Source organism: Halococcus hamelinensis 100A6, assembly GCF_000336675.1.
In the GTDB taxonomy this organism is placed as follows: domain Archaea; phylum Halobacteriota; class Halobacteria; order Halobacteriales; family Halococcaceae; genus Halococcus; species Halococcus hamelinensis.
The window spans coordinates 15476-31751 of the sequence record NZ_AOMB01000042.1; the positions used below are offsets into that span (position 1 = coordinate 15476).

Consider the following 16276-nt stretch of genomic DNA (forward strand, 5'->3'; position numbering starts at 1 on the left):
TTCGAAGCGAAGCGCCCGCTCACCACGTCAGCCCCTCGTAGGTCATCCCTTCCCTGGGGTCGACGATCCGCCGACCGTCGACGACCACCTGGTCGGCCATCGTCTCGAACTCGTCGTCGAGCGCCCCGAACTCGTCCCAGTCGGTGAGCACGAGCGCGCCGTTGGACCCGTCGAGCGCCGCCGCGGCCGACTCGACGTACTCGACGTCGGGGAACTTCTCGGCCATCGCGTCGGCGGCCACCGGGTCGTAGGCCGCGACGTCCGCGCCGCGCTCCAGCAGGCCGTCGATGGCGACCGTCGCACGCGACCCGCGGATGTCGTCGGTACCGGGTTTGAACGCGAGGCCGAGCACCGCGATACGGTTCCCAGCGAGGTCGACGTGCTGGGCGAGTAAGTCGAGCATCCGCCGGGGTTGGTTGTCGTTGACCCCGACGACCGCGTCGAGGAGCTGGGGTTCGTAGTCGACCGACCGGGCCGCCGCCCGGAGCGCGTCGGTGTCCTTCGGGAAACACGACCCGCCCCATCCCACACCGGACCGGAGGAATCTTTCACTGATTCGCTCGTCGAGCCCGATGGCGTCGGCGACCTCGTAGGAGTCGACGTCGAACTCCTTACAGATGTTCCCGAGTTCGTTGATCAGGCTAATCTTCCCCGCGAGGAAGACGTTGTTGGCGTACTTCACCATCGCCGCCTCGCGCTGGCCGGTCTCGACGACCGGCACGCCGTCGTTGGCCTCCACGAGCGGGTTGTAGAGTTCGTGGAGCGCCCCGAACGCTCGCTCGTCTTCAGCGCCGAAGACGAGTTTATCGGGCTGCATGAAGTCCTCGACCGCGGAGCCCTGGCTCTGGAACTCGGGGTTGACCGCGACGCCGAACCCCTCGCCCGCCGTCTTCCCGGAGGCCTCCTCGAGAACGGGTTCGATCTCCGCTTCGATCATGCCCGGGATGACCGTGGATTTGACCACGACGAGGTGGTAGCCGTCCTTCTCGGCGAGCGCCTCGCCCGTGTCCCGCGTCCCGGCCTTGAGCACCGAGAGGTCGATCGAGCCGTCTTCGCGCGAGGGGGTCTGCATCGCGAGGATCGTCACGTCGGTGTCCGTGAGCGCGTCGTGCTCGGTGGTCGCCCGCAACCGGCCGCCGGCGTGGGTCTCGACGAGTTCGGGCAGGCCCGGTTCGTGGATCGGCGTCTCGCCGGCGTTGACAGTGTCGACGATCTCCTGGTCGATGTCGATGGCGACCACGTCGTGTCCGAGGTCCGCGAGACACGCCGCGACGGTCGTTCCCACGTAGCCGCTGCCGACGACGCTGACGTTCATGCCGGGTCGTCGGTGGCTTCCGGCTTGAGGATTCGGGTTCGATCGTTGCGAACCGGGCGAACAGTCATGACGGTTCGGCGTGTGATCGACGGCCATGGTCGACGCAACCATCGACGTCATCGACCGCGGCGTGCTCGAAACCGACCTCAACTACCTCGTCGAGGGCAACACGCTCGGGAGCCACGACGAACCGAACCCCGACACCGACTACGTCGAGATCCCGGTGCCGAACTTCGTGATCGACCACCCGGAGGGCACGATCCTCTGGGACACCGGCTCGCACCACGACGCGGCGAACGGCCACTGGCCCGAAGGACTCGTGCAGGCGTTCTACCCGAAGGACGCCCACGAGCACCGCCTCGACGACGACCTGGAGGACGCAGGTTACTCGATAGACGAAATCGACTGCGTCTTCCAGAGCCACCTCCACCTCGACCACGCAGGCGGGCTCGAGTTCTTCGACGGGACCGACACCCCGATCTTCGTCCACGAGGAGGAGCTGAAGTTCGCCTACTACAGCGCGAAGTCCGACGAGGGGAGCGCCGCGTACGTGCTGGACGACTTCGACCACGACCTCAACTGGGAGGTGATCCACCAGGATAGAGAAACCCACTTCGAGGGGGTCGAGTTCATCCGACTCGCGGGCCACACACCGGGGATGACGGGCACGATGGTCGACCTCGACGATACGACCGTGGTGTTCGCGGGCGACGAGATCTACCAGGCCGTCAACTACGACGACGAGGTGCCGCTCGGGGCGGGACTCCTCTGGAGCCACCGCCACTGGTTCCGGAGCCTCCAGATCCTGAAGGAACTCGAACGGAGGCACGACGCGGAGATCGTCTACGGCCACGACCCCGAGCAGTTCCCGGCGATCGAGGAGGGGTGGGGCCAGTGAGCTACGAGCGCTCGGTGTCGGCCCCCGACCACCGCTTCGAACCCGAGACGGTCTGGAACCTCCAGATGCCGGAGATCCGATTTGGAAGGGGAGCCGTCGAAGAACTCGGCTTCCAGTTCCACGACCTCGGGGTCGAGGACGGCGCACACGGACTCGTGGTCACCGACGAGACTCTCACCGACCTCGGCCACGCCGACCGGGTCCGCGAGCATCTCGTGGATGCGGGCTTCGACGTCGACGTCTACGACGACTGCGAGCGCGAGCCTTCACTGGAAGCGGTCGGCGAGTGTCTCTCGTTCGTCCGCGACGAGAAAGGCGAGGCGGGCTACGACTTCTACGTGGGGTTCGGCGGCGGGAGCTGTCTCGACACCGCGAAGGTCACCCGCGCGGTGATGGAGAACGGCGGCGAACCGCTGGACTACGTCGCCGAACCCACGGGGAAGGGCAAGGCGCTCACCCAATCGAACGTTCCCTTGGTACTGATGCCGACGACTGCCGGGACGGGTGCGGAGACCTCGCCGGTGGCGATCCTCTCGGTCGAGGAGAAGGAAACGAAAGAAGGGATCTCGAGCAATCACGTTCGGGCCGACGCCGCGGTGCTCGACCCGACGTTTACGACCACCCTCCCACCGGATATAACAGCCAAAACCGCGATGGACGCGCTCGGCCACGCCATCGAGGGCTACACCACCCACCAGTTCGACGACCTCCTGCGCGCCGACGACCCCGCCTCGCGACCGACCTACGCCGGCCGGACCCCCATCACCGACCAGTTCTCCGAGGCCGCCATCTCGCTGCTCTCCTCGAACGTCCGGCAGGTGGTGAACAACGGCGACGACATCGAGGCCCGGTCGGCGATGCTCCAGGGGGCGCTGTTCGGCGCGATAGCGGGCCTTACCGCGGGCGCGACGCTGTGTCACGCGATGGCCTACCCGGTCGGCAACCGCTATCACACGTTCCATGGCGAGACCATCGCGGTGCTCACGCCCGCGAGCACGCTGGGCTACAACGCCGCGAGCGACCCCGAGCGGTTCGCGCGCCTCGCCGAGATGCTCGGGGCCGACACGACCGGGATGAGTCAGAGCGAGGCCGCCGAGGAGGCCAAAGCCGAGTATATCCGACTCCAGCAGGACCTCAACGTGCTCCCGAGCGGGCTGAACGAACTCGCGGGGATCACCGAGGACGACCTCGACTGGCTCGCCGAGCAGACCACCAGTACGCAAAAGCGACTCCTCCGGACGAACCCCCGGCCCGTGACCACCGAGGACGTCCACGACATCTTCGCGGACGCGCTCTACAACTGGGAGTAGCTCGGCTCAGGCGGTCTCTTCGGACCCGACGCCCTCCTCGTCTCGGAGGCTCGCCCGGCGCACCTTCCCGGTCTCGGTTTTCGGGAGGTCGTCGACGAACTCGACCTCGCGTGGGTACTCGTAGGCCGCGAGGCGCTCCTTGACGTGGTTCTGGATCTCCGTCGCGAGATCGGGTGAGGCCTCGTGGCCCGCCGTGCAGACCACGAACGCCTTCGGTATCTCGCCGCGTTCGTCGTCCGGGACGCCGACCACCGCCGCGTCCGCGACCGCCGGGTGGCTCGCGAGGCTCTCCTCGACCTCGACGGGGCCGATGCGGTAGCCCGACGAGATGATGACGTCGTCCGTCCGGCTCTCGAAGGCGATGTACCCGTCCGGATCCATCGATCCGAGGTCCTCGGTGAGCAGCCAGCCGTTTTTCACCTTCCGCTCGGTTCGGTCTGGCTTGCGCCAGTACTCCTTGAAACACACCGGATTCCCGTCGTATCGGACCGCTATCTCGCCCAGTTCGCCCGCTTCGACGGTGGGTTCGGCGGTCTCGGGGTCCACGATCGCGACCTCCATCCCCGGCGCGGCCCGGCCCATCGTCCCCTCGCGGAACTCCATCAGCGCGGTGCAGTCGCCGATGGTGAGGTTCGCCTCGGTCTGGCCGTAGCCCTCGTGGACCGCCGCGCCCGCGAAGACGTCCTCGGCCCACTCGACGATCGACTGGCCCAGCGACTCGCCGCCGCTCGCGATCACCCGGAGGTCGTCGACGTCGTATTTCGAAGAGTCGACCTGCATCATCATCCGGAGCGCGGTCGCGGGCGCGAAGAAGTTCGTGACCCCGTACGTCTCGACCAGTTCGAACGCTTTCTCGGCGTCGAACGGTCCGCCGGCGTACGCGAGCACCGGCTTGCCGTAGTAGAGCCCCGGGAATACCACGTCGAACAGCGAGGCGACCCACGCCCACTCCGAGGGCGTCCAGAAGGTGTCGTCCGAATCGAGTTCCATATTGCAGAAGGTAGTGAGAAACAGCGGCAGGTGGCCGAATATCACGCGGTGGGCGTGGCGTACACCCTTCGGCTCGCCGGTCGTCCCGGAGGTGTAGATGACGATGGCGTCCGCCTCGGCATCGGTGTCCACCGTCTCGAAGTCCGACGAACGGCCGTCGATGGCGTCCCAGAAGTCGGTTTCGTCCCCGTCGGGATCCCCATCGACGGTGACGACGGTTTCGAGCGCCGGGCAGTCGTCGCGAACCGCCCGCAACGCGTCGAGATTGGATTCGTCGACGACGCACGCCACCGCGTCGCTGTCGTCGAGGCGGTAGCCGAGGGCGTCGGGGCCGAAGAGGGTGCTCAGCGGGACCGACACCGCGCCGAGTTTCCACGCCGCGACGTGGGCGAAGACGGTTTCCGGTTTCTGCGGTGCGTTCACCCCCACTCGATCGCCGCGTTCGACGCCCCGCTCGGCGAGGTAGTTCGCCAGCCGGTTCGCGGTCTCCTGAAGCTCCGCGAAGGTGTACGAGCGCTCCGCGCCCGCCTCGTTTTCGGCATACAGTGCGACTCGACCCTCGTCGTTCGCCCACCGGTCACAGAGGTAACTCGCGATGTTGGCGCGCTCCGGGACGTCCCACTCGAATCCCTCCCGGAGGTGGTCGTAGTCCTCCCAGTCGTCCTCGTAGAAGTGGTACGCGTCGAGGCGGCTCGCGTCGGCGGTCGTCTCGGTGGTCATTGATACCAACCCTCGGGATTTCACCTTCCATCATTATAAATCATCTCGTAGGGTCGTGGTGATGACGGCAGATTCTTGAGAGGTGGGGGCGCAGACCGACGCATGCAAGCCGTTGTGCTCGCCGCGGGCAAGGGGACTCGCCTCCGGCCGCTCACCGACGACAAGCCGAAGGGGATGGTCGAGGTCGACGGAAAGCCCATCCTCACCCACTGTTTCGAACGCCTCGTCGAGCTCGACGCCAGCGAACTCCTCGTGGTCGTCGGCTACAAGCAGGAGGTCATCATCAGCCACTACGGCGACGAGTTCGAGGGCGTCCCGATCACCTACGCCCACCAGCGCGAGCAGGCGGGGCTGGCCCACGCCCTGCTGACCGTCGAAGAGCACATCGACGACGACTTCATGTTGATCCTCGGCGACAACGTCTTCGAGGCCAACCTCGGGGACGTCGTCGAGCGCCAGCGCGCCGACCGCGCCGACGCCGCCTTCCTCGTCGAGGAGGTCCCGATGGAGGACGCGAGCCGGTACGGCGTCTGTGACGTCACCGAGGACGGCGAGGTCACCGACGTCATCGAGAAACCCGACGACCCGCCGAGCAACCTCGTCCTCACGGGCTTTTACACGTTCACGCCCGCCATCTTCCACGCCTGCCACCTCGTCCAGCCCTCCGCCCGCGGCGAGTACGAACTCTCGGAGGCCGTCGACCTCCTGCTGCGTTCGGGCCGGACCATCGACGCCATCGAGATGGACGGCTGGCGGATCGACGTCGGCTATCCCGAGGACCGCGACGAGGCCGAGCGGCGGCTCCAGAACAAAAGCGAATAATCGAAGCCGACCCCGAAACGCAGCTATTCCTGCCGAAGCCGTTCACGGATGGTGGCTTCGAGCGAGTGCTCGGCCTCCCAGCCGAGCTCCTCACGCGCCCGGGTCGTATCGACCGCGAAGGACTCGACCATCGTCTCGCCCGCCCGCGGGTTCTCGACGAGTTCGATGTCGACCTCGATGCCGCGTTCCTCCCTCGCGACCCGCGCGACGAGTTCGGCGACCTCGTGGACGCTGGGGTCCTCGTCGCTCGCGAGTTCGTACCTCCTCGCGCCCGTCTCGCCCGCGGCGAGCCCCTCGACCATCCGCTCGGCGCTCGCGACGTAGGCGCTCGCGACGTCCTCGACGTGGAGGTAGTTGCGCGACTGGGTGCCGGGTTCGTAGACGGTGAGCGTCTCGCCCGCGAGCGCGCGGTCGAGGAAGAAGTTCGTCACCGTACCCTTCGAGACCCGCCGTCCGTCCACGGTGTGGTCGCCGTAGAGGTTCGACTTCATGAACAGGTGGGCCGGGAACGCGCCCTCGGCCATGGTCTCGATGGTGCGTTCTGAGAGGAGTTTCGTTCGGCCGTACCAGTTGAGCGGGTGTCGCGGATGGTCGACGGTGATCGGGAAGTCCTCGGGGTCGCCGATGACGCCCATGCTGTACGGGAAGACGAGGCCGACCCCGTGTTTCCGGCAGAACCACGCCACGTTCTCGGTCCCCTGGACGTTGACCTCGAAGGCGAGGTCGGGGTTCGTGGCGCAGTCGTCGACGCCGCTGATCGCCGCGAGGTGGAGCACGATGTCGGCCCCGTCGAGCGCGGCCTCCAGCCGGTCGCGGTCCCGGACGTCGACGTGGTCGATCGCGACTCCCTCGACCGCCCGGAGGTCGCCGACGTAGAAGTTGTCGAGCGCCGTCAGCTCCCAGTCGGGGTGGGCCTCGCGGAGGTGCTCGATCACACAGCTCCCGATGTAGCCCCCCGCGCCGGTGATGGCGATCGTGGGGGGCGTCGCGTCGCTCATGCGGCGAACCTCCGGGCGAGTTCGCGAACGCCCTCGCGGAGGGCGTACTCGGGTTCGTAGCCCGTCTCGGCCACCCGGTCGAAGTTGACGTGGTAGGACGGCCCCGGGTGTTCGTCTTCGAGGTAGGTCACGTCCGTGGTGCCGACCTCCTCGCTCACGACCTCGGCGATCTCCCGGACCCGGTAGTTCCCGGCGTTCGTGCCGACGTTGTAGACGGGTTCGGACCAGTCCTCGGGCCGGAGCACGGCGTCGCGGTAGGCCCGCGCGGCGTCGGCGACGTGGATGAACGGCCGCCAGTTCGAGCCGTCGCCATACACCGTGAGGGGCCGGCCGGTGAGCGCCCGGAAGACGAACGTGTTGACCACGAGGTTGAACCGGATACCGGGCGCGTCGCCGTAGACGGTACTCAGTCGGAGGGCGGTCCCCGTCGTCGACGACCCGGCGGTGACCTCCGCCAGGAGCTCCTCGGCGGCGGCCTTGGTCTCGGCGTAGGGGTTGATCGGGTCCGGGCTGGTCGTCTCGTCGATGTCGGTGCTGGTCGCCCGCCCGTAGACGTTACACGACGAGGCGACCACGACCCGCTCGACCCCGACCTTTCGCGCCGCGGTCAGGACGTTCTCGGTGCCGTCGAGGTTGGTCGCGTAGGTCTCCTCGCGCCGGTCGTGGGTGCTGTCCGCACCGGTGATCGCCGCGAGGTGGACGACGCCGTCGACGTCACGGACCGCGCTCTCGACGGCCCCGTACTCCCGAACGTCGCCCTCGCGGAACTCGACCCCGTCGAGAGAGCCCATCAGCGTCCGGGGCGACCCGGTCGAGAGGTCGTCGAGCACCACGACCCGCCCGACCCGGTCGTCGTCGCGAAGCAGGGGCACCAGCGCGCTCCCGATGTAGCCACAGCCGCCGGTGACGAGGAGGTCCATCACGACTCCAGGGCGTCCGGCAGGAACCGGTCCTCGTGGGCTTCGACGACGTCCCGACGCTCGACCATCGCGCCGAGCACGTCCCGCATCCCGGCCTCGAAGTCCACGGCGCTCCCGTCGATCAGGTCGTCGTATCGCTCGTGAGCGATCTCCATCTGGTGGGTCTCGTCCTCCTCGCGTGGGTTCTCGACGTGTTCCACGGTTATGTCGAGGTCGTACTCCGCACCGACGTCGGCGATGGTCTCGGCGATCTCGACGATGGCGATCGCCCGCGTGGTCTGGTTGTAGACCGTATGCGAATCGGGCCGGTCGTCGGGGTCGACGAGCGCGAGCCGTGCGAGCCCCTCGACCGTGTCCTCGAGGCTCACGAACGGTTTTCGCTGCTCGCCCTTGCCGTAGACGGTGAGGGGATAGCCCGCGACCGCCTGGGCCGCGAAGCGGTGGGCGACGACCCCGAAGTAGTAATCGAAGTCCAGTCTGGTAGCGAGCCGGTCGTCGGCCCGCGTCTCCTCGGTGCCCGCGCCGTAGACGATGGCGGTTCGGACGTCGCTGACCGGGATGTCGAACTGTTTGTGGGCCAATCGAAGGTTGGCGGCGTCGTGGGACTTCGAGAGGTGATACCAGCTCCCCGCCATCGCCGGGAACGGCACCTCGTCGCGCTCGCCGTCGTTCTCCATCGTCGCGCCGCCCTCCGGGATCGGGAACTCGGGCGCACCGTAGACCCCCGTGGTGGTGGTCTCGATGAAGTGGGTGTCCGAGAGCCCGGCCTCGTGGAGTCCCCAGAGGAGGTTCCGGGTGGCCTGCATGTTGTTGTGCTGGGTGAAGTTCGCCCGCTCGCCGTCGATCTGGGAGTAGGGCGCGGAGGGCTGGGCGGCGGTGTGGACCACCGCAGTCGGTTCGTGGACCGCCAGCAACTGGTCGACGAACGCTCGGTCCGCGAGGTCGCCCTCGACGAACGAGAGGTTGCGGTAGCCGTGCTCCGCGGCGGCCGCGACCCGCTCCTCGATCGAGGCGATAGTCGTGGTGCTCACCCCGCCGACCGACGCGACCCACTCGCGACGGCCGCCGTTGTCGACACAGATGACGCGCTGATCGGTACGGTCCGCGATCCTGAGGGCGGTCGGCCACCCGACGTAGCCGTCGGCCCCGGTGACGATGATCGACATTGTTACTCGTTATCCGAGTAACTTTCCAGAGCGAGAAAAACGTTCCCCTCACAACGTGGACATGCGTCCCGTTTCACTCGCGGTGGAGTCGACGAGGCCGAGTTGGATGGGAAAAACCGAACGGCTGCTCGAAACCGAACGAACGGATTGGGATGCAATCGCTGCGAACGGGTGAGAACGAGCGCCGACTTACTCGACGGTGACGCTCTTGGCGAGGTTGCGGGGTTTGTCGATCGAGCGGCCGAGGTCGGCGGCGGTGTGGTAGGCGAACAGCTGGAGCTGGACGCTCGCGAGCACCGCGGCGGTCCGCGGATGGGTTTCGGGGACCCGGAGCACGTGGTCGGCGTAGCGCTCGATGTCCGACTGGCCGTCGGTGACGGCGATCACGGGCGCGTCGCGCGCCTCGACCTCCTTGACGTTGCCCACGGTCTTCCTGGCGAACTCGTCGTCGCCGGTGGCGACCGCGATGACGGGGGTGTTGTCGGTGACGAGCGCGAGCGGGCCGTGTTTGAGTTCGCCCGCGGCGAACCCCTCGGCGTGGCGGTAGGTGATCTCCTTGAGCTTCAGCGCGCCTTCGAGCGCCACCGGGTGGTTCAGCCCCCGGCCGATGAAGAAGTAGGCGTCGGCGTCGAGGTACGCCGTCGCGACCTCGGCGGCGACCGAGTCGTCGAGGATCTCCTGAACCGTGCTGGGGAGGTCCCGGAGCGAACCGATGCTCTCGCGGTCGTGGTCGTCGGTGACGGCGAGCGAGAAGAGGTTGAGCGTCACCAGCTGGGAGGCGAACGTCTTCGAGGCCGCGACGCCGATCTCGGGGCCCGCCCGGATGTAGAGCACGTGGTCGCACTCGCGCGCGACGGTCGAGCCCACGACGTTGGTGAGCCCGAGGGTCCGCGCCCCGAGGCGTTTGGCCGCCCGGAGCGCGCTCAGGGTGTCGGCGGTCTCGCCGCTCTGCGTGACGCCGACGACGAGCGCGTCGTCGACCGGCGGCGGCGCGGTGACGTACTCGCTCGCGAGGAACGCCTGGGCCGGGATCCCGGCCTCCTGGAACAGCCGCGCACCGTAGAGCGCGGCGTGATAGGAGGTGCCACAGGCGACGAACTGGACGCTGGTCGGGTTGACGCCGGCGAGCTCGTCGAGCTCGACCTGCCCCCCGAGTTCGTCGACCCGGCCCTGGAGACACTGCCGGAGCGACCGGGGCTGTTCGTGGATCTCCTTCAGCATGAAGTGGTCGTAGCCGCTCTTCCCGGTGTCCTCGGGGTCCCAGTTCACCGTGTTGATGCTCTTCTCGACCGGCTCGCCGTCGAGGGTCGAGACTTCCCAACCGCCCTCGTCGATCCGCGCGAGTTCGCCGTCCTCGAGGTAGATCACGCGGTCGGTGAACGCCCGGAAGGCCGGGACGTCGCTGCCGAGGTAGGTCGCGTCGTCGCCGACGCCGAGCACCAGCGGGGAGTCCTGGCGGGCGCAGTAGACCGCCTCGTGGTCGGCGAACACCGCCGCGATGGCGTAGCTCCCCTCGATCCGCCGGATCGCCGCCCGGAAGGCGTCCTCCTCGGTCGCGCCGTCGGCGAGCGCCGACTCGATGAGGTGGGGCACCACCTCGGTGTCGGTGTCGCTCTCGAACTCGTGGCCCGCGGCCTGGAGTTCGTCCTTGATCGCCTGGTAGTTCTCGATGATGCCGTTGTGGAGCACCGCGACCTGCCCCTCGCAGTCGGCGTGCGGGTGGGCGTTGCGGTCGTTCGGCGGGCCGTGAGTCGACCACCGGGTGTGGCCGATCCCCACCGCCCCTTCGAGGCTGACGCCGTCGAGCGCGGCTTCGAGGTTTTCGAGCTTGCCCGCCCGCTTTTCGATCTCGACGGAGCCGTTGGCGAGCGCGACGCCCGCCGAGTCGTAGCCCCGGTATTCGAGCTTCGAGAGGCCGTGCATCAACACGTCGAGCGTCTCGTCGGGCCGTCCAACACAGCCGATCACGCCACACATCAGCTCATCACCTCCGCGTGGGCGACGACCTCGCCGCGCACCCGGGCCCCCGTGTGGAGGTGTGCACCGGGCCCCACGAGGGTTCCCGGTTCGAAGCCGACCATCCCGCCCGCGGTGACGCGGTCGGCGACCACCGCGCCGAGCTGGCGGTCCTCGAACACCCGCCTGCCGACGCGGACGTCCGCCGGTCCGCCGGGGACGATGCTCCCCGCACCCAGCGTGACGTCCTCACCGACCACGCAGTCCAGCACCGTGCTCCCCGGCCCGATCCGGGTGTCCGAATCTAATACCGTGCGCTCGACCGTGGCGTTCGCCTCGACGGTGACGTTCCGCCCGACGGCGACGTTCGGTCCGACGACCGCACCCGGGCCGACCTCGCAGTCCGGCCCGACGACCACCGGGGCCTGGAGGGTGGCGTCGTCGTGGACCAGCGCCGTCTCGTCGACCCAGACGCCCTGCTCGCGGACGGGCTCGTCGACCCGGCCGCGGGCGAGGATCTCCCGGGTCACGGTGAGGAGGTCCCACGGGTAGGTGGCGTGTGGCGAGAGGCCGTCGACCCGGACCCCCCGGACGTCCTCGCCGTCGTCGATGAGGCGCGCGAGGGTGTCGGTGAGCTGGAGTTCGCCGTCGCGGCGCTCGGTCTCGCCGATGGCGTCGAAGATCGAGGTCCGGAAGGCGTAGACGCCGGCGTTGATCAGGCGGTAGTCGTCGGAGTCGGGCTTCTCGACGAGCTTCTCGATCCGGCCCTCCGAGAGCGCGACCGCACCGTAGCGCCTGGCGTCGCGGTGTTCGAGCACGCCGAGCGTGGCGGCGGCGTCGGGGTAGGTCTCGAACTCCGCCACCACGTCTTGGACCAGGCCGGATTCGATGACCCGGTCGCCGTTCACCAGCAGGAACGGCTCGTCGACGGCCGGCTCGGCGCAGCGCAGGGCGTGACCGCTGCCGAGCTGTTTCTCCTGGGCGACGTACTCGATCGGGACGTCGCGGTAGGTCGGGCCGAAGTGTTCTTGCACCCGGTCGCGCTTGTAACCGATCACGACCGCGAGGTCCTCGACCCCGGCGTCGATCAGTGCATCGAAGACGTACTCGAGGACGGGCCTGTTCGCCGCGGGCAACATGGGCTTCGGGCGGTTGTGCGTCAGCGGGCGCAGCCGGTTGCCCTCGCCGGCCGCGAGAACCACGGCGGTGCGAATGCTCATCGATCCATCAATCCATGCCGATCGGCTTCAACGTTCTGGGCACGTCCGGGCGTGATGGTATCCCGAATGGACGATCGTTGTGGAATCGGCGGTCGAGGAGGCGCATCGACGTTTCGCCACCCGAGATGGCGCTCGACCCGGAGAAGCGACCGGGTGCGGGCGACCCGTCCGGTCGCGCGGCGACGAACAGACCTAACCACGGGCCGTTCGTACCGCGGCGCGATGACCGACGACACCGTCCGCGTCTGGCTGGTCGAGCGCACTTTCGCGGAGGACCTCCCGAACCTCATCGTCTTGACCTACGCGACGCCCGACGGCGAGCGCGACTACCGGAAGGAACGCGCGCTCCAGATGCCCGGCGGCGGGGGTCGCGAGACCACCGCGGCGCTCGACGTCGACCCCGACAATCTCGGGGACGTCTCGGACCCCGAGACGCGCGAGCGCTACGCCACGGAGGCCGCCCGGATGGCCGAGGAGTACGACCCCGACGAAGCGGTCTGAAGGAGAGGGCCGACTCAGTTCGTCAGCGGCATCCCGTAGCTCGTCTCGCGCTCCATCACCACGTTCCAGGTCGCCTCGCACTCACAGGAGACCTGATCGAAGACGGTCGGGTCCTGGCGGAGGTCGAAGTCCTTGATAGCCGTCTGGACGTGGTCGTCGCACTCCCCGCAATTGTGGGGGCCGCGGTCCGAGCCGTGGCCGACGGGGTCGGAGATCACGATGGCGTCGGCGTCGGCGGTCTCGCGGAGGACCTCGGCCACCGACCAGAGCCACGGCGGGCGGTAGCCGCCGTCGTGGTAGAGCTCCTCGACCATCGTGTGACGCTGGACGTTACAGGGGTTCATCGACACGGTATGGGCGTACTCGGCACACCGCTCGACCGAGGAGATCATGTCGGTGACGGCCTCCGATTCGGTGAGGAAGGGCGGTTTCATCAGGAGGTAGGCTTTGATCCCGACGCCCGCGTCCGCGGCGCGCTCGCTCGCCGCGACGAAGTCGTCGAAATCGAAGTACTTGTTGACGCAGTCGTGGCGAACTCTATCCGTGGCGGTTTCGAGGCCCACCGCGACGTCGACCGCGAGCCCCTTTTCGGTGAAGTCGGCGAGGCGCTCGGGTCGGACGAAATCGGGCAGGGATTCGAGCACGATCCGCTCGCGGTCGGCGAACGCCTCGGCGACCGCCTCCCGGGCCGCGGCGGGCACCTCGCGCTCGTCGAGGAAGCTCCCCGAGGTGTAGATCTTGATCAGCGGGCAGGGTTCGTCGGCGTTCTCGCGTTCGTGTTCGAGGCAGGCGTTCAACTGGTCGACGAGCGCTTCGTGCGGGACGGTGCCGCCCTCGACGGATTCGGCGACGTAGCCGCACATCGTACAGCCGCCGGCGCGCGCCCAGCGACAGCCGCCGGTGTTCAGAATGATCGTCAGCGACTGGCGCACGCCGTCGGGCGTGTTGTCCTCGTCGACCCAGACCCGCGTGGGTTCGTGGGGGTCGTAGGTCCGGTCGTTGCGCGCGCGGATCTCGCGCATCGCGGCGTTGTGGGCGTCCATCCCACGTCCGGACTCGTAGACCTCCGGCGATGGCTGGCTCATTGAGTGGGAAAGGAAGTCAGCGCGAAAAGCGGCTTCGGTCCGTACGGCGAACGTTCGAATCGCAGATCAGCAACGAACACTCGCCGTATCATCGAGATGGCGAATAGCTTGACTGAGGTTCTCTATCATCCTCAGGGTGAGCTCGGTTGAGAAACCAGCGGCTTCTGGTCTGTTAGCCTTCCCCAATGGAGTGCAGGCGATGCGAGTGTCATCCCCCCATTCGGAACTCCCGATCGACAGTCAACAACGTCGCCGCGGTCAGCAGAAGAGTAGCAAGCGGAACAACCACCGCTCCGAAGCTGAATAAAGTAGCTACCGAAAGTACAGAGATTACTATAGCGAATCCCCAAACGGCCCACAGCATCTCATTCCATGCTACGTACCCAGCCCCAAACGAGAGTCCGATAAGGACGATCGACCAGATCATGAAAGTTGGTGCATTCTCGGCGGCAAGCGGTGCGCTATCTGAGAAGAGATAGGGAAGCACAGATGTGACTATCAAATAGCTTGCACCCAATAGACCGAAAACCCCAGCAAGGACCCCGATCGCTCTACTGCTAAGACTAAGCCACGAACCCCTGCTCCGTTGTTCGTTGTCGTACGACATAGGCATATCATACGGACGTATGTTCGATTTGGTGATAAGTTTTCTGTGGAGATCAATTCGATGATCGCGTCCAACGGATCCACGGACGGTCTCGATACTGATGCCGTAGAGCAACGTGACGACGACCACGAGCAAGAGGAGAGAAAGCGCCCGCCTCCTCCGGATGAGACCCTCGGGTTTTCCTCGCTATCGAGCGACCAGAACCACGCCAACGACCGCGAACGCGATACCGACGGCTCTCGTTATCGTGATCGCCTCCCCGAGCACGCCCATACTGATGATGGCTGCAACGACGAAGTACATGGCACCGAGCGTCGAGACGACCGTCGTGGAGCCCTGAGCGAACCCCATGTACATCGAGATGAGGCCGATCCCGGTGAACAACCCAGCCACGCCGGCGAGCATCCCTCCCCTCGCAGTCACGGCGAGCGATGCGTCCGAGACGACGACGAACCCGACCGCGAGGAGGCCAGCCGTCAGATACGAGATGGCGGCCGCGGTTCTGGGGTCGATCGATTCCGATGCAGCGTTGCCCACGACGATCCAGATCCCCCACGCCACCATCGTAATCGAGCCGAACAAGACGGCCGAATTCATCTCTGCGAATTCCATCTGTGTGACCCTCGTCTCGCGTCCCTAAGCCACTTCGTCATGCCGCCGCGACTCGGGCACTCACTGAGGAGGGAATCACCGTTCCGTCCACACCCGGCGTTGCAACGCCCGATCGAAGCCAATGGCGAGCGCCACGCCGACGATCGCGCCGAGGACGTCCGCACCCCAGTCGAGCAGGGAGGGGTCGCGACCGACGAAGCCCTGGACGACCTCGATCCCGCCGCCGTAGAGCGACGTGACGACGACCGCGAGCGCGGCCACCCCGACCCAGCGCTGCCCTGGCGCGAGCGCGAACGCCAGCGCGCCACCGAGGCAGAGATACGCGAACGCGTGCGTGTACTTGTCGGCCCCGACGAGGCCGAACGGGCCGAGGGTGGTTTCACCCCCGGGAAGCGGAACGACCGACCCCGCGAGGACGACGACGGCGAGGACGACCACGAGGAGCCAGCGATAGCGGCGGTCCATAGGACACCCGCACTGGGACGCGAGGAGGAACTTTCGGATCCGATCCAGCCCACCTCACTCGACCGCCGCGAGCGTCTCCCGGATCGCGTCGAGATACGACTCGGAGGAGTAGCCGAGCCGCGGGATCCAGATCTCCTGGTAGGAGGGATGGAGGACCGGCACGAGGGTCGTCTCCAGACCGGGGAGCGAAACGGGGTCGAGGACCGAGTCGACGAACCCGTCGAGTTCCCGGTCGTCGGTGGCGAGCAGGCTCGTCGTGGCGTGTTTTCCGGTGGCGACCACCGCTCGAGGGTCGACCTCGTGGATCTCCGCTTCGAGATACGGCCGACAGTTCTCGTGTTCGTCGTCCGTGGGTTCGCGGTTCGAGCCCTCGCCGTCCGAGGGAAAGCACTTCACGGCGTTGGTGTAGTAGCACTCGTCGCCGTAGCCGATCTCGGCCATCAGGTCCCGAATTTTCCGCCCGGAGTGGCGTGCGGTGTAGGCCATCCCGGTCCAGTTGCCGCCCTTCCAGCGGTCGGCTTCGGGGGTGCCCGCGCCGGGTGCCTCGCCCACGACCACGAGTTCGGCATCGAGCGGGCCGTTGCCCCACGAGATGCACTCGCGGGCCTCGACCAGCGTGGGGCACCGCCGGCAGTCGGCGGCGAGCGGGTGCTTCGCGTCGGGGTCGGGATACTCGGCCACGCCGGCCCTA

The 16276-nt window shown here is 67.4% G+C and carries 15 protein-coding genes; 4 read left to right on the forward strand and 11 right to left on the reverse strand.

The annotated features are described in order from the left end of the window. Window positions 1-19 precede the first annotated feature (19 nt). Complete coding sequence (gene aglM, locus C447_RS15195) at window positions 20-1315, reverse strand: UDP-glucose 6-dehydrogenase AglM (protein ID WP_007695452.1); 1296 nt, start codon at window positions 1313-1315, stop codon at window positions 20-22. A 94-nt stretch (window positions 1316-1409) separates the two neighbouring features. On the opposite strand from aglM, the gene C447_RS15200 reads away from it, so the two are divergent. Further along, window positions 1410-2213: an N-acyl homoserine lactonase family protein gene (locus tag C447_RS15200; RefSeq protein WP_007695454.1), complete on the forward strand. Its 804-nt coding sequence runs from the start codon at window positions 1410-1412 to the stop codon at window positions 2211-2213. Next, entirely contained in the window at window positions 2210-3523 is a 1314-nt protein-coding gene (locus C447_RS15205) for a hydroxyacid-oxoacid transhydrogenase (RefSeq protein WP_007695456.1), read from the forward strand. Before C447_RS15200 ends, C447_RS15205 begins: the two co-directional genes overlap by 4 nt. Before the next feature lie 6 nt (window positions 3524-3529). On the opposite strand, the gene C447_RS15210 is transcribed toward C447_RS15205, so the two are convergent. Next, window positions 3530-5233 (reverse strand): acyl-CoA synthetase, encoded by a 1704-nt coding sequence (locus C447_RS15210; protein WP_007695458.1) that lies wholly within the window; start codon window positions 5231-5233, stop codon window positions 3530-3532. Window positions 5234-5335: 102 nt separating this feature from the next. On the opposite strand from C447_RS15210, the gene aglF reads away from it, so the two are divergent. Then, the gene (aglF, locus tag C447_RS15215; protein WP_029601939.1) at window positions 5336-6055 is read left to right on the forward strand and encodes a UTP--glucose-1-phosphate uridylyltransferase AglF; all 720 of its coding nucleotides are present in this window, start codon (window positions 5336-5338) and stop codon (window positions 6053-6055) included. 23 nt (window positions 6056-6078) lie between these two features. Here aglF and C447_RS15220 read toward each other — a convergent pair whose 3' ends face one another. From C447_RS15220 to C447_RS15240, 5 genes are all read right to left on the reverse strand, one after another. Further along, window positions 6079-7053: an NAD-dependent epimerase/dehydratase family protein gene (locus C447_RS15220; RefSeq protein ID WP_007695463.1), complete on the reverse strand. Its 975-nt coding sequence runs from the start codon at window positions 7051-7053 to the stop codon at window positions 6079-6081. Next, on the reverse strand, window positions 7050-7973 hold the full coding sequence (locus tag C447_RS15225) for an NAD-dependent epimerase/dehydratase family protein (RefSeq protein ID WP_007695465.1): 924 nt from the start codon (window positions 7971-7973) through the stop codon (window positions 7050-7052). The genes C447_RS15220 and C447_RS15225 overlap by 4 nt, the downstream gene beginning before the upstream one ends. After that, complete coding sequence (locus tag C447_RS15230) at window positions 7973-9139, reverse strand: NAD-dependent epimerase/dehydratase family protein (RefSeq protein WP_007695467.1); 1167 nt, start codon at window positions 9137-9139, stop codon at window positions 7973-7975. Before C447_RS15230 ends, C447_RS15225 begins: the two co-directional genes overlap by 1 nt. Before the next feature lie 189 nt (window positions 9140-9328). Next, window positions 9329-11116: a glutamine--fructose-6-phosphate transaminase (isomerizing) gene (gene glmS / locus C447_RS15235; RefSeq protein ID WP_007695469.1), complete on the reverse strand. Its 1788-nt coding sequence runs from the start codon at window positions 11114-11116 to the stop codon at window positions 9329-9331. Next, on the reverse strand, window positions 11116-12315 hold the full coding sequence (locus C447_RS15240; protein ID WP_007695471.1) for a sugar phosphate nucleotidyltransferase: 1200 nt from the start codon (window positions 12313-12315) through the stop codon (window positions 11116-11118). Before C447_RS15240 ends, glmS begins: the two co-directional genes overlap by 1 nt. Window positions 12316-12537: 222 nt before the next feature. Here C447_RS15240 and C447_RS15245 point away from each other — a divergent pair, with 222 nt between their 5' ends. Further along, complete coding sequence (locus C447_RS15245) at window positions 12538-12816, forward strand: hypothetical protein (protein ID WP_007695474.1); 279 nt, start codon at window positions 12538-12540, stop codon at window positions 12814-12816. Window positions 12817-12830: 14 nt separating this feature from the next. Here C447_RS15245 and C447_RS15250 read toward each other — a convergent pair whose 3' ends face one another. From C447_RS15250 to C447_RS15270, 4 genes are all read right to left on the reverse strand, one after another. Next, on the reverse strand, window positions 12831-13901 hold the full coding sequence (locus C447_RS15250; protein WP_007695476.1) for an archaeosine biosynthesis radical SAM protein RaSEA: 1071 nt from the start codon (window positions 13899-13901) through the stop codon (window positions 12831-12833). Between the two features lie 793 nt (window positions 13902-14694). Further along, window positions 14695-15120, reverse strand: a complete 426-nt coding sequence (locus tag C447_RS15260; RefSeq protein WP_007695479.1) for an EamA family transporter — start codon at window positions 15118-15120, stop codon at window positions 14695-14697. 75 nt (window positions 15121-15195) lie between these two features. Beyond that, window positions 15196-15585: a VanZ family protein gene (locus tag C447_RS15265; RefSeq protein WP_007695481.1), complete on the reverse strand. Its 390-nt coding sequence runs from the start codon at window positions 15583-15585 to the stop codon at window positions 15196-15198. Window positions 15586-15639: 54 nt separating this feature from the next. Then, window positions 15640-16266, reverse strand: coding sequence for a uracil-DNA glycosylase (locus C447_RS15270; protein ID WP_007695482.1), 627 nt, complete (start codon window positions 16264-16266; stop codon window positions 15640-15642). Window positions 16267-16276: the final 10 nt, after the last annotated feature.